At 55.0% G+C, this 12,885-nt stretch carries 14 protein-coding genes; 5 read left to right on the top strand and 9 right to left on the bottom strand.

Features of this window, described 5'->3' with window-relative positions; genetic code table 11:
* Window positions 1–10 precede the first annotated feature (10 nt).
* Complete coding sequence (locus tag C2U54_RS04170) at window positions 11–856, bottom strand: MIP/aquaporin family protein (RefSeq protein ID WP_103177510.1); 846 nt, start codon at window positions 854–856, stop codon at window positions 11–13.
* Window positions 857–1,258: 402 nt separating this feature from the next.
* On the opposite strand from C2U54_RS04170, the gene zapB reads away from it, so the two are divergent.
* The 3 genes from zapB to C2U54_RS04155 all read left to right on the top strand — a co-directional run bounded on the left by zapB (window position 1,259) and on the right by C2U54_RS04155 (window position 2,645).
* Window positions 1,259–1,498, top strand: a complete 240-nt coding sequence (zapB, locus tag C2U54_RS04165; protein WP_103177509.1) for a septal ring assembly protein ZapB — start codon at window positions 1,259–1,261, stop codon at window positions 1,496–1,498.
* A 92-nt stretch (window positions 1,499–1,590) separates the two neighbouring features.
* The gene (locus C2U54_RS04160) at window positions 1,591–2,259 is read left to right on the top strand and encodes a hypothetical protein (RefSeq protein WP_103177508.1); all 669 of its coding nucleotides are present in this window, start codon (window positions 1,591–1,593) and stop codon (window positions 2,257–2,259) included.
* Window positions 2,256–2,645 (top strand): hypothetical protein, encoded by a 390-nt coding sequence (locus C2U54_RS04155; protein ID WP_103177507.1) that lies wholly within the window; start codon window positions 2,256–2,258, stop codon window positions 2,643–2,645. Before C2U54_RS04160 ends, C2U54_RS04155 begins: the two co-directional genes overlap by 4 nt.
* Window positions 2,646–2,680: 35 nt before the next feature.
* Here C2U54_RS04155 and rraA read toward each other — a convergent pair whose 3' ends face one another.
* The 7 genes from rraA to priA all read right to left on the bottom strand — a co-directional run bounded on the left by rraA (window position 2,681) and on the right by priA (window position 10,665).
* A complete protein-coding gene (gene rraA / locus C2U54_RS04150) occupies window positions 2,681–3,166 on the bottom strand; it encodes a ribonuclease E activity regulator RraA (RefSeq protein ID WP_103177506.1) in 486 nt (161 codons plus the stop codon).
* Window positions 3,167–3,257: 91 nt separating this feature from the next.
* The gene (menA, locus tag C2U54_RS04145; RefSeq protein ID WP_103177505.1) at window positions 3,258–4,184 is read right to left on the bottom strand and encodes a 1,4-dihydroxy-2-naphthoate polyprenyltransferase; all 927 of its coding nucleotides are present in this window, start codon (window positions 4,182–4,184) and stop codon (window positions 3,258–3,260) included.
* A gap of 64 nt (window positions 4,185–4,248) precedes the next feature.
* Complete coding sequence (gene hslU / locus C2U54_RS04140; RefSeq protein WP_103177504.1) at window positions 4,249–5,580, bottom strand: HslU--HslV peptidase ATPase subunit; 1,332 nt, start codon at window positions 5,578–5,580, stop codon at window positions 4,249–4,251.
* A gap of 9 nt (window positions 5,581–5,589) precedes the next feature.
* Window positions 5,590–6,120: an ATP-dependent protease subunit HslV gene (gene hslV, locus C2U54_RS04135; protein WP_032615282.1), complete on the bottom strand. Its 531-nt coding sequence runs from the start codon at window positions 6,118–6,120 to the stop codon at window positions 5,590–5,592.
* A 94-nt stretch (window positions 6,121–6,214) separates the two neighbouring features.
* On the bottom strand, window positions 6,215–7,216 hold the full coding sequence (ftsN, locus tag C2U54_RS04130; protein ID WP_103177503.1) for a cell division protein FtsN: 1,002 nt from the start codon (window positions 7,214–7,216) through the stop codon (window positions 6,215–6,217).
* Between the two features lie 93 nt (window positions 7,217–7,309).
* Entirely contained in the window at window positions 7,310–8,335 is a 1,026-nt protein-coding gene (gene cytR / locus C2U54_RS04125; RefSeq protein WP_103177502.1) for a DNA-binding transcriptional regulator CytR, read from the bottom strand.
* A gap of 134 nt (window positions 8,336–8,469) precedes the next feature.
* Entirely contained in the window at window positions 8,470–10,665 is a 2,196-nt protein-coding gene (gene priA / locus C2U54_RS04120) for a primosomal protein N' (RefSeq protein WP_103177501.1), read from the bottom strand.
* A 201-nt stretch (window positions 10,666–10,866) separates the two neighbouring features.
* Between priA and rpmE the strand changes: the two genes are divergently transcribed.
* Window positions 10,867–11,079 (top strand): 50S ribosomal protein L31, encoded by a 213-nt coding sequence (gene rpmE, locus C2U54_RS04115; protein WP_103177500.1) that lies wholly within the window; start codon window positions 10,867–10,869, stop codon window positions 11,077–11,079.
* Between the two features lie 48 nt (window positions 11,080–11,127).
* Here the strand turns inward: rpmE and metJ are convergent, their stop codons facing one another.
* Window positions 11,128–11,445 carry a met regulon transcriptional regulator MetJ gene (gene metJ / locus C2U54_RS04110; RefSeq protein WP_015966498.1) on the bottom strand — a complete coding sequence of 106 codons (318 nt, stop codon included), beginning with the start codon at window positions 11,443–11,445 and terminating at the stop codon, window positions 11,128–11,130.
* A 278-nt stretch (window positions 11,446–11,723) separates the two neighbouring features.
* On the opposite strand from metJ, the gene metB reads away from it, so the two are divergent.
* A complete protein-coding gene (gene metB, locus C2U54_RS04105) occupies window positions 11,724–12,884 on the top strand; it encodes a cystathionine gamma-synthase (protein WP_103177499.1) in 1,161 nt (386 codons plus the stop codon).
* The last annotated feature ends 1 nt before the right edge of the window (window position 12,885 follow it).

Here is a 12,885-nt window from a genome sequence, read left to right as displayed (position 1 = left end):
CGTAGTCAGATTACAGCGAAGCGTTTTGTTGTGTGGCAGAGGTGGCGTCCTTCTCCTCTGTGACACAGGTGTCGCACGGCAGGTGGCGGCCAATCAGCTTACGATAGCCAAATGCTCCCAGCGCAGCACCTACAATAGGGCCGAACAGCGGCACCAGGAAGTAAGGAATATCCTTGCCGCCGGTGAAGGCAACGTCGCCCCAGCCGGCAATAAAGGCGAAAGCTTTCGGTCCGATGTCGCGGGCCGGGTTCATGGCGAAGCCCGTCAGCGGTCCCATCGATGCGCCGATCACCGCAATCAGCAGGCCAATCAACAGCGGCGCCAGCGGACCGCGCGGAATGCCGTTGCCGTCATCGGTCAGCGCCAGGATGGTACCCATCAGGATGGCGGTGATCACCATCTCCACCGCGAAGGCCTGCACAAAGTTAATGTGCGGGTTAGGATAGGTGGAGAAGATCCCCGCCAGCTCAAGGCTTTCGGTACTGCCACGCACCATATGGTGCGTCTGCTCGAAGTCGATAAACAGATTGTAATAGAGCCCGTAAACTAACGCCGCTGCACAAAACGCACCAGCAAACTGCGCCACAATAAAAGGCACAACCTTGCGTTTGTCGAAGCAGGCAAACAGACACAGCGCGATGGTGACCGCAGGGTTGAGGTGCGCACCCGAAACACCCGCCGTCAGGTAGATAGCCATCGCCACGCCCAGACCCCAGATCACACTGATTTCCCACTGACCGAAACTGGCACCCGCCACTTTCAGTGCAGCCACACATCCTACGCCAAAGAAAATCAACAACCCAGTACCCAGGAACTCTGCGATGCATTGGCCTTTTAAGGTTGATGTTTCACTCATAATCGGATCCTGAAAAATGATTAATGGTTATTGTTGGCGCGACGGTCGCCATGACCGGCACGATGTCCTGTAGACATAGTGTTAATTTATCGTTAACGAACAAAAACGAGAAATATCGAACTTAAAATGTGTGTGCCGCGTCAACAAAATGAGCGATAACGCGCCATGAAGCGGGCGAGAACTGCTGTAAGCGAAAGGGGGAGTAAGCTTTCTATTAACTAAAGTGTTAACAATTTAGGGGTATATGGCGCGAATGCACCAGGAGGAGACTGAAAAGTGTTGCAAACCGCAATCTGCGCGGTCTGCCGCTGGACAGGGAGGGCGGGGCTCCATACAATCGACACCAGGTGTTGTGCGCGTTTACGTCAAGCGTCGCCTTGCAAATTCAGGAGAGGTAGCATTATGTCGTTAGAAGTGTTTGAGAAACTGGAATCGAAAGTACAGCAGGCGATTGATACCATCACCCTGCTGCAGATGGAAATCGAAGAGCTGAAAGAAAAAAACAACGCGCTGTCGCAGGAAATTCAGACTGCTCAGCATGGTCGTGAAGAGCTGGAGCGTGAAAACCACCAGCTGCGCGAACAGCAGAACGGCTGGCAGGATCGTCTGCATGCTCTGCTCGGGCGCATGGAAGAGGTCTGATTCCGAATTCCTGAAAAAGGCATCCACAATGGATGCCTTTTTTATTTTGCAGGAATAAGATCGCTCAACATGTTACTCATAAGGAATGCGAGATGACAAAGCGAAGCGATATTATTGATAATTCTGACCGATATATTACCCGTAATACTCCCTCTGGCCTCATTTATACAGAAAATCTGGGATGGATAGACTTAGGGCACGCAAATCCCTTCGGTGCTGAACGATTATGGCAACAAATGATAATGCCTGGCGCAGGAGGCGCTGACTGGTTTGAAATCCATTATCATCAAAGCATGTCCAGGAACATCGCAGGATTAAATACGACAACCGGGATATACAGACGTTTTTTAGTGCGGAGAGGCTTAAGCGAAGAGGTCTTAAGAGGAGTCGCCTTATCCATTTTTATGAGTACTTCTCACAGCTTTGAATCCTTGCAGGGTTTTTGGCCCTATATTCTGATTACGGATAGCGGTTACAGCGCAGAAGATTTAGTTTCTAATCTTTTTGGTTTCTGCCAGGCCGTTAACTATGCAGATTACACACCTTTCCTGGACATTTGTTCCAAAGAGAAAGCTTATCGCATCTGGGACTACTATGGCCCCGTTGGGCAATTTAAAAATAAAAGTGTCCTTCCCTTACTGTTTCCAGACCCTAAGGATAAGCGCCTAAAACACCAACCATTCCCGGGCCATTTGCCTGCATTTATGGATTCTATTGTGCCAGTATCTGATCCTTCCGTCGTCAGGGAGGTTCGTATATGAAATGTAGGCATGTCATCATTTTTCTATTCGTTCTGGTGGCCGTGCTCTATTGCGTAATAATGACCAGAATCTTTTCTGATGAATATTATAAACAAGGCAATCTAATTCAATATTACTTATTAACGCCCAAACCACTCAAGGATGCACCAAGGATCACAGAAAACTGGTATTTCACGAAGCAAACCGTTGAAGGGAGTGGTTTGCAGATCAGTACACTCACTTTCACCGGTATCCAAAAGAGTGATCTTCAGAGGATGCACGAAAAGCTTGAAACCTGGATTGATAACTATCCGGATCGTCATGCAACAATGAGCATAGCGGTAGAGGAAAAGAAGGGGGTGTTTGAACTCCGCATTACTCATTACGATACGAATAAAGATAATTAAAAAAAGGCCATCTACATAACAGATGGCCTTTTTTTCTACTCAATATCCAGCGGATCTTCAGAGAGGATAATGCCGGTGTTATCGGCATAGAGATGGTCGCCGGAGAAGAAGGTCACCCCGCCGAAATTGACGCGCACGTCGCTTTCGCCAATGCCATCACCTGCTGCGCCAACCGGAATGGCCGCAATCGCCTGAATGCCGATATCCAGCTCTTCGAGGTCATCCACCTGACGCACCGCGCCATAGACCACAATGCCTTCCCACTCGTTCTGGGTGGCGAGACGGGCAAGTTCTGCATCGATTAACGCGCGACGCACGGAGCCGCCGCCATCAACCAGCAGAATGCGTCCACGGCCGTTCTGTTCGAGCAGATCGTACAGCAACCCGTTGTCCTCAAAACATTTCACCGTAATGATTTGTCCGCCAAACGACGACCGTCCTCCAAAGTTGGAAAACAGCGGTTCTACGACGTTGACATCTTCCTGGTAGATGTCACAAAGCTCGGAGGTATCGTATTTCATAGGCTTAAGTTCAGTTGCTGCGAGTGTTTTCAGTATATCGCGCGAATTGCATTGTTGGCAAAATCATCAATTGTTAATTGATATTTGTCAGCTAATTTAGCGTCTGACTAAGAATAATCCCTATCACGAACAACAGGTTAGTCAGCAGTGCGCCTTTTACCGTGCGTTCCAGCATTGGCGGCATGGCCGAGGCGCTCTGCTCGCGCATCACGTAGCGCGCCTGTTTAACCAGCAGCGGCGTGGCGAGTACAAACAGCCAGCCCCACAGGCTGTGCAGGGAAAGCAGGTTAAACAGTGCCAGACAGAGCAGGGCGCCCATCAGCAGGCAGGCATGGTAACGGCGCGCATTCACCGCGCCTAACCGCACCGCCAGGGTGTTTTTACCGTTCTGACGATCGCTGTCGATATCGCGCAGGTTGTTGATATTCAGCACCGCTGTCGCCAACATGCCGCAGGCGGTGGCTGGCAGGAACAGGGCAGGAATTAACGAGTGCGCCTGCAGATACCAGCTGCCCATCACGCTCAGCCAGCCGAAGAAGACCAGCACGGAGATATCCCCCAGCCCGATGTAACCGTAAGGGCGGGTGCCGACGGTATAGGTGATGGCCGCGACAATCGCCAGCAGACCGAGCACGAGGAAGCCGACCGCATCCGCCGGGGTTTTACAGGCCACCAGCACCAGCGCAATCCCGGAAAGACAGATCAGCGCGACGGTGATAATCAGCGCCCGTTTCATCTCCTCCTGGGTGATCACCCCTTTCTGCATTCCGCGCAATGGCCCGATGCGGTCGGGCTTATCGCTGCCCTTGACGGCATCCCCGTAATCGTTAGCGAGGTTAGAGAGGATTTGCAGAAGCCCGGCGGTCAGCAGCGCCAGGGCAGCCACCAGCGGGTCGAAATGCCCCTGCCACCACGCGAGGGTAGTGCCAACAATAATGGCGGCGAAAGCGAGAGGGAGCGTTTTAGGACGCAGGCTTTCCAGCCAGGCCTGCGTACGGCTGATTTCAGTCATAGTAATTATGTGCCAATAAAAATGGGGCCTTTCAGCCCCATCATTTGTGATGAAAATGCAATTGCCGCGATTATAGGATAAAACGGCTCAGATCTTCATCTGCTACTAAAGCATCAAGGTGCTTACTCACATAGTCGGCATCAATTTTAATGCTTTGACCATTCAGGTCGCTCGCATCATAAGAGATATCTTCCATCAGGCGTTCCAGCACGGTATGCAGACGACGCGCACCGATGTTTTCGGTGGTTTCGTTAACCTGCCATGCGGCCTGGGCGATACGCTTGATCCCGTCTTCGGTGAACTCAATGTTCACCCCTTCGGTCGCCATCAGCGCTTTGTACTGCACGGTGATGGAGGCGTTTGGTTCGGTCAGGATGCGCTCGAAGTCTTCGGTGGTCAGCGCCTGTAGCTCAACGCGGATCGGCAGACGGCCCTGCAGTTCCGGGATCAGATCCGACGGCTTGGCAACCTGGAACGCGCCAGAGGCGATAAATAAAATGTGATCGGTTTTCACCATGCCGTGCTTGGTGGAGACGGTGCAGCCTTCAACCAGCGGCAGCAGATCGCGCTGTACGCCTTCACGGGAAACGTCCGGGCCGGAGGATTCGCCGCGCTTACAGATTTTATCGATCTCATCGATAAACACGATACCGTGCTGTTCAACCGCGTCGATAGCGTCCTGCTTCAGCTCTTCCGGGTTTACCAGCTTCGCCGCTTCTTCTTCAATCAGCAGCTTCATCGCGTCTTTGATTTTCAGCTTACGCGGCTTTTGCTTCTGCCCGCCCAGGTTCTGGAACATGGACTGCAGCTGGCTGGTCATCTCTTCCATACCTGGCGGAGACATAATTTCCACGCCCATTGGCGCGGCGGCGAGCTCGATCTCAATCTCTTTGTCATCCAGCTGGCCTTCACGCAGTTTTTTGCGGAACGCCTGGCGCGCAGCGGATGGCTCAGCAGGCTGTTCTGCCTGGCCCCAGTTGTTTTTCGCCGGTGGGATCAGCACATCCAGCACGCGCTCTTCCGCCATCTCTTCAGCGCGATAGCGGTTTTTTTCGATGGACTGGACGCGGACCATCTTAATGGCAGAGTCGGTCAGATCGCGGATGATAGAGTCCACTTCTTTACCGACATAGCCCACTTCGGTGAACTTAGTCGCTTCGACTTTGATGAATGGCGCGTTGGCCAGTTTAGCCAGACGACGGGCGATTTCGGTTTTACCAACACCGGTTGGGCCGATCATCAGAATGTTTTTTGGCGTCACTTCATGGCGCAGCACTTCATCCAGCTGCATACGACGCCAGCGGTTACGCAGGGCAATTGCCACAGAACGCTTGGCGTTATCCTGGCCGATGATGTGTTTGTTCAGTTCGCTGACAATTTCGCGTGGGGTCATTTCAGACATGAGAAATCCTTACGCCTTAGACGGCAATTCTTCGATGGTGTGGAAGTGGTTGGTATAGATGCAGATATCACCTGCAATATCCAACGCCTTCACAGCGATATCGCGTGCGCCCAGATCGGAGTTTTCCAACAGCGCGCGGGCGGCGGCCTGGGCGTACGGGCCACCGGAACCGATAGCAATCAGGTCATTTTCTGGCTGCACCACGTCACCGTTACCGGTGATGATCAGCGAGGCATTTTCATCGGCCACCGCCAGCAGTGCTTCCAGCTTGCGCAGCATACGGTCGGTACGCCAGTCTTTCGCCAGCTCAACGGCAGCTTTCACCAGATGGCCCTGATGCATTTCCAGTTTACGTTCAAATAGCTCAAACAGCGTGAAGGCGTCCGCAGTACCGCCCGCAAAACCGGCGATCACTTTGTCGTTATACAGACGACGCACTTTTTTCACGTTGCCTTTCATGACGGTATTACCCAGCGTGGCCTGGCCATCACCGGCAATCACCACCTGGCCGTTACGGCGTACACTTACTATTGTTGTCACGAGCAGACCCCCTGGTTACACATTCGGAAAATAGAGGCCCTGAGCCAGTGCTCAGGGCTGAATAGAATGATAGATGGGGGGGATTTTGGGGGTTTCAACCCCCGGAAGCGAGTCGAATGCAGTTTGTGTGACCTGCCATCTTCAGACGGCTGATGGTGCCATCGGCATTGTCTTTGCCTTTAACCGGGCCGATCACTACGCGATTCCAGCCGTTATTGGTGGTAATGCGTGAGTCAAAGCCTTCAAAGGCCAGCTGAGCACGTACGGTTTCCGCCTGCTCTGCGCCTTTAAAGGAACCGCACTGCACCATCCAGTGACGTTCATCTTTCTTCTCAGCCGTTTGCTTCGGCGCCTCGGTCTCTTTGGTGACCGGCGCGGCTTTCGGCTGCTGCGCGGTGGTATGCGCAGGGGTTTGCAGCAGATCCTGATACGGCTGCGTGTTGCTATTTTGCTTCGCAGGCTGCGTCTTCGGCTGTTGCGCCGGTTGCGCCGGTTGCGTCTGTGCCACCTTAGGCTGCTGGTACGGTTGTTCCGTCACCCGCTGCTGTGTTTTCGGCTGCTGTACCGTCTGGGACTGCGCCCACTGCTGCTGCTGTTGCTGCTGAATTTGTTGCTGCGCCTGGCGCTGGCGCTGCAGCGTTTGCTGACGCTGTGCTGGCGTCTGCTCATTCCACGGCACTTCGTTGAGCTGGGTAGGCTGCTGGCGCATATCGGCCTGCATCTGTGCCAGCAGCTGACGTTGTTCGTTGGTTAACTGGTTAGGATCCACCACTTCGCCACCCGCAGAGGGTTCGGTAGGCGCACGCACGCCCGGCTGGCGGCTCTCAAGCTCTTTAATATAGCGCCAGCGCTCTTCCGGTTTAGGGGGCAAGCCATTGCCGACCACTTTATTGCCCTGCAGCGCTTCTGCTTCTTCTTTTTTATGGTGCGTAATGAACCAGAGGCCGCCGATAAATGCCACCAGGACCGCCGCCGCGATCGCCACCATAGCCGGTGAGACTGCGGGCAGGCTGCTGCGTTGCGGTTTCCGTGAGCTACTCTTTTTGCGTCGCGAAGGTGCCGGCTGGCCGCGACGTACATAATCTCGTTGTGCCACTATCGTTTCGCTGTATTTTTTCGTTTGTCAGCCCGTCATGTTACTTAAGCGACGGGCCTTTGACCAGATGAGGACGTCTGAAAGGCGTTTACTTTAAGTCAGGGCCTGGGTTGAACCTCTGACGATCAATTCACAGTCCAGTAAACGGGAGCCGCTGCTAACTGTTTGTCCGTTCAGCTGATCCAGTAACAGCAGCATCGCTTCCCGGCCAATATCATAGCGGGGTTGTGCCACCGTCGAGAGCGGAGGATCGCAAAATTCAGACAGAGAAATATTATCGAAGCCGATGATTGAGAGGTCTTTCGGCACTTTCAGACCGCGCCGTTTGGCATAGGAGAGCGCGCCCAGCGCCATCACGTCGCTGTGACAGAACACCGCGGTCGGCGGCTGCGGCAACGACAGCAGTTTTTCCAGCGCCAGGCCGCCTGCGGCATAGGTAAAATCGCCCCGGGCGATATAGTGCGGATCCACCGTCGCGCCGGTGCGGCGCAGCGCCTGAACATAGCCCTGCAGGCGATAGTGGCACAGCGGCATCTCTTCCGGTCCGGCGATACAGCCGATACGTTTGTGGCCCAGCTCCTGGAGATAATTCACGGCGTTAAAGGCGGCGGTGAGGTTATCAATATGGACGGTAGGCAGTTCCAGCTCAGGGGCAAACTCGTTGGCCATCACCATCGGCGGCAGATTGCGTTGCTCTTCAATGCTGGCATCAAAGGGCAGGCGCGAACCGAGCAGCAGCATACCGTCGATCTGCTTGGTGATAATCAGGTCAATGAAGGTCTTTTCCTGCTGATTCTGATGCGCGCAGTCGCCAATCAGCACCAGGTAGCCCTGCGCGGCGGCGGTCACTTCGATACCGCGGATAATTTCGCTGAAAAAGGGATCGCAGATGTCGGGCACAATGACCAGAATGGTGCGGGATTCGTTCCGTTTGACGTTACGGCCCATAGCCTGGGGCAGATAACCCACCTCCAGCGCAGCCTGCTCAACACGGTTACGCGTGCTCTGAGAGACTTTGTCGGGATTCATTAATGCTCGGGATACCGTTGCCGTTGAGACTTTTGCTTTCAGGGCAACATCTTTCATGGTCGCCGAGGCAACCTCTTTCCTGGACTTCAACTTCTTCTCCTCGCAGGCGTATCACCGCACTTCTGACTGTGTCAGTTTTATCAGATTGCGAATGGAAGCGGTTACAGAATTTTCATAAAAAGTGTGAGTCGTGTTTAATTTTTCGATCCGCCTCCCACCCTTTTTTAGCTTTCGATAGGATCAACGTCCAGGACCCACTTCACTTTACGCGCTTCCGGCAGGGTATTAATCAACGCCAGCGTGCCGCTGACGATATGCTGTAGCCGCACCCGGGAAGGGTGTTGCAGCAGGATTTGCCAGCGATAGCGTCCGCCGCGCTTGGGGGCCAGGGCCGGAACCGGACCTAAAATCCACAGCTGATTATCCACCAGCGGGCTGGCCTGCAGCAGGTTGCGCAGCTGCTGGAGGAACAGTGGCGCCTGCTGGTTGTTGTGATCCTCGGCGCGGATAATCACATGGCTTGTCCACGGTGGGAGTTGCAGGGTCTGACGCTCCGCCAGCGCCTGTTCGGCGAAGGCGTCGTAGCCTTTATGCAGCAGGGTTTGCAGCAGCGGATGCTCGGGGTGGTGGGTTTGTAGCACCACCTCGCCCTGTTTACCGGCGCGCCCGGCACGGCCTGCCACCTGGGTATAGAGCTGGGCAAAGCGCTCCGCGGAGCGGAAATCAGCCGAGAAGAGCGCCCCGTCGACATCCAGCAGCGCCACCAGGGTCACGTCCGGGAAGTGGTGTCCTTTGGCCAGCATCTGGGTACCGATCAGAATACGCGCCCCGCCGCGATGCACTTCCGCCAGCTGTTGCTCAAGGGCACCTTTGCGGCTGGTGGTGTCGCGATCGATACGTGAGATAGCCACGCCCGGGAAGAAGGGGGCCAGCGCCTGCTCCAGCTGCTCGGTGCCCAGACCGACCGGCACCATATGGGTCGAGCCGCAGGAAGGACACTGGCGCGGCACCGGTCGCTGGCTGTCGCAGTGGTGACAGCGCAAATGGTGCTGGGCCTGATGCAGGGTATAGTAGTGATCGCAGCGCGGGCATTCAGCGATCCAGCCGCAGTCGTGGCACAGCAGCGCCGGGGCAAAGCCGCGACGGTTGAGAAACAGAATCACCTGGTTGTCGGCCTGCAGATGCTGGCGCATGCGGGCGATCAGCGCCGGGGCTAGCCCGGCCTGCACCGGCTGACCTTTCAGATCCAGTACGTGCTGCATGGCAGGACGGGCATTACCCGCCCGCCGCGTCAGGCGTAATAGATGGTATTTTCGCTGGCGCACATTATGCAGCGTCTCCAGCGCAGGGGTCGCGGAGCCGAGAATGATTGGGATCTGTTCGCTGTGGGCGCGATAGACCGCCAGGTCGCGGGCGTGATAGCGCCAGCCTTCCTGCTGTTTATAAGAGCTGTCGTGCTCTTCGTCGATGACGATCACCCCGAGATTTTTAAAGGGTGTAAACAGGGATGAGCGGGTGCCAATCACGATTGCTGCTTCGCCATTTTTCGCTTTCAGCCAGGCGCTCAGGCGCTCGCTGTCATTTAAGCCGGAGTGCAGCACCTCGACCGGGGCGTTGAAGCGCTCGCGAAAACGGGCGATGGTCTGCGGGGTCAGACCGATTTCCGGCACCATCACCAGCGCCTGCTTGCCCTGAGCCAGCACATTTTCCAGTACGCTCAGATAGACTTCAGTTTTACCGGAACCGGTCACGCCCGCCAGCAGCCAGGCTGAAAAGCGATCGGACGCGCTGTGGATCGCCCCAACGGCGGTCGCCTGTTCGGTATTGAGCCGCAGACGGTCGCCCGCGACGCTAAAACCGTCGCGCCAGTCGATAAGCGCTGGGGCTTCGCAGGCCAGTTCGCTCAGCCCTTTTTTACGTAAGCTCTGCAACGCCGCGTCGTTAAAGTCGAGGCTCTCAACCTGATGCCGCCAGATCCTGCCCTGGCGTAACGCCGCCAGCGCCTGCTGCTGTTTCGGGGAACGTTTCAGGCTATTAATATCTACCGCCTGGCCCTGCTCGGTGGCAAACCAGTACCACATCGGCGCATGGCTGGCGCTTTTGCCCTGTCGCAGCAGAATGGGTAAGGCGTGAAACAGCACATCGCCAATGGGATGATGATAATAGTCGGCCGCCCACAGCAGCAGTCGCCAGACGCTGGCGGAAAAGACCGGCTCGCTGTCCAGCACCTCGACCACGCTTTTGAGTTCACTGAGAGGCAACTCGCTGTGCTGGCTTACGGAGACGACAATACCCACCCGCTGCTGTTTGCCAAACGGCACATTCACGCGACAGCCCGCCTCAGCCTGCATGTTGTCTGGCAGCAGGTAGTCAAAGGTACGGGGAAGCGGAACGGGCAGGGCAACGTGAGCAACGGGCATCGAATCTTCCTGACTTGAAAAGTGGCGCGTTAGTATACACATTAGTGAAAGGCGGCGTGCGGATCAGTTTGCATACCCTGGTTAAATTCTGTATGATTCGCCGCCTTTGGTGCACTTTGCATCAAAGAACTTACATTCAACATCGCGTGGTGTCTGGCGTTAGGGCTGGAAGAGCGACGCGGCCTTAACTGAGGTTCTCCCATGAAAAAAGATATCCATCCTAAATACGAAATGATTACTGCAAACTGCTCTTGCGGTAACTCTATCCAGATCCGCTCCACCGTGGGTCACGATCTGAACCTGGACGTGTGCGGCCAGTGCCACCCGTTCTACACTGGTAAGCAGCGTGACGTTGCAACCGGTGGCCGTGTTGACCGCTTCAACAAGCGTTTCAGCATCCCGGGTTCCAAGTAAGTTTCCCGAAAAAAAAGCGCCGCAAGGCGCTTTTTTTGTATCTGTAAATCAGTATTCCCACGTCTCCGGGTCGATACCCAGCTCACGCATGATCACCTTTGCCTCTTCCGGAATTTCATCGCTACGCTCTTTGCGCAGGTCTTCATCGTTCGGCAACGGTTGACCGGTAAACGCGTGCAGGAACGCTTCGCACAGCAGTTCGCTGTTGGTAGCGTGACGCAGGTTATTCACCTGACGACGCGTGCGTTCATCGGTGAGGATCTTTAACACCTTCAGAGGAATGGAAACCGTAATTTTTTTTACTTGTTCACTCTTCTTACCGTGCTCAGCGTATGGGCTGATATATTCGCCGCTCCATTCAGCCATGAGATACCTTTAATCCTCTCTGTCATTAATATGAGGCTGACACCGCAGCGATACGCCGGGGTTCTAGCCATAATCGCGCGTAGTTTACCGTAGAGATGCCGTTGTGACACGGATATTGCCTCTGCGGTATGCGCTAAAGCATATAATTTTAACGGCTATTTGCGCATTGCTCAATCTATACGCAAAGAGGTTTAGATGTCCAGATGTATTGACGTCCATATAATCAATGTTTACTCTGGTGCCTGACTTTTCATCCATTAAGCCAGGAAGCCTTCACCATGACGCGTAAACAGGCCACCATCGCAGTGCGTAGCGGATTGAATGATGACGAACAGTACGGCTGCGTTGTCCCGCCGATTCACCTCTCCAGTACCTATAACTTCACCGGATTTAATGAACCACGCGCCCATGACTACTCGCGCCGTGGTAACCCTACGCGTGATGTCACCCAGCGCGCGCTGGCGGAGCTGGAAGGTGGCGCAGGTGCGGTGATGACCAATACCGGCATGTCGGCTATTCACCTGGTGACCACGGTGTTCCTGAAACCTGGCGATCTGCTGGTGGCCCCACACGACTGTTACGGCGGCAGCTACCGCCTGTTTGACAGCCTGGCGAAGCGTGGCTGCTATCGCGTGCTGTTTGTCGATCAGGGTGATGAGCAGGCGCTGAAACAGGCGCTGGCAGAAAAACCGAAGCTGGTATTAATCGAAAGTCCGAGCAATCCATTGCTGCGCGTCGTGGACATTGCAAAAATTTGTCAGCTTGCAAGGGATGCGGGAGCGATAAGTGTAGTGGATAATACGTTCCTCAGTCCGGCGCTACAGAACCCGCTGGCACTGGGAGCAGACCTGGTATTGCATTCATGCACCAAATATTTGAACGGCCACTCGGACGTGGTTGCCGGGGTGGTGATTGCGAAAGATCCAGAGGTTGTCACTGAACTGGCATGGTGGGCGAATAACATCGGCGTCACCGGCAGCGCGTTCGACAGCTATCTGCTGCTGCGTGGTCTGCGTACCCTGTCGCCGCGTATGGATGTGGCGCAGCGTAATGCCCAGGCGATTGTCGATTTCCTGAAGACCCAGCCGCTGGTGAAAAAGCTCTATCACCCGTCGCTGCCGGAGAATCAGGGACACGAGATTGCTGCGCGTCAACAAAAGGGTTTTGGCGCGATGTTAAGTTTTGAGCTGGATGGCGATGAGCAGACGCTACGTCGCTTCCTGAGCGGGCTGTCACTGTTTACGCTGGCGGAATCTTTAGGTGGGGTTGAAAGTTTGATCTCCCACGCCGCCACCATGACGCACGCGGGCATGGCGCCAGAAGCGCGTGCCGCCGCCGGGATCTCCGAGACGCTGTTGCGTATCTCAACCGGTATTGAAGATTGTGAAGATTTAATTGCCGATCTGGAAAATGGCTTCCGGATCGCAGCCAAGGGGTAAT

The organism is Leclercia sp. LSNIH1, assembly GCF_002902985.1.
In the GTDB taxonomy this organism is placed as follows: domain Bacteria; phylum Pseudomonadota; class Gammaproteobacteria; order Enterobacterales; family Enterobacteriaceae; genus Enterobacter.
Note: the sequence above shows the minus strand (reverse complement) of the source record. Positions and strands in the feature narration are given on the sequence as shown.

Bases quoted from the DNA above. Each gene is read 5' to 3' on its own strand.
- metB (WP_103177499.1), top strand. From the start codon at position 11,724: ATGACGCGTAAACAGGCCACCATCGCAGTGCGTAGCGGATTGAATGAT.
- zapB (WP_103177509.1), top strand. From the start codon at position 1,259: ATGTCGTTAGAAGTGTTTGAGAAACTGGAATCGAAAGTACAGCAGGCG.
- priA (WP_103177501.1), bottom strand. From the start codon at position 10,665: ATGCCCGTTGCTCACGTTGCCCTGCCCGTTCCGCTTCCCCGTACCTTT.
- C2U54_RS04155 (WP_103177507.1), top strand. From the start codon at position 2,256: ATGAAATGTAGGCATGTCATCATTTTTCTATTCGTTCTGGTGGCCGTG.
- C2U54_RS04160 (WP_103177508.1), top strand. From the start codon at position 1,591: ATGACAAAGCGAAGCGATATTATTGATAATTCTGACCGATATATTACC.
- rpmE (WP_103177500.1), top strand. From the start codon at position 10,867: ATGAAAAAAGATATCCATCCTAAATACGAAATGATTACTGCAAACTGC.
- rraA (WP_103177506.1), bottom strand. From the start codon at position 3,166: ATGAAATACGATACCTCCGAGCTTTGTGACATCTACCAGGAAGATGTC.
- metJ (WP_015966498.1), bottom strand. From the start codon at position 11,445: ATGGCTGAATGGAGCGGCGAATATATCAGCCCATACGCTGAGCACGGT.
- C2U54_RS04170 (WP_103177510.1), bottom strand. From the start codon at position 856: ATGAGTGAAACATCAACCTTAAAAGGCCAATGCATCGCAGAGTTCCTG.
- hslU (WP_103177504.1), bottom strand. From the start codon at position 5,580: ATGTCTGAAATGACCCCACGCGAAATTGTCAGCGAACTGAACAAACAC.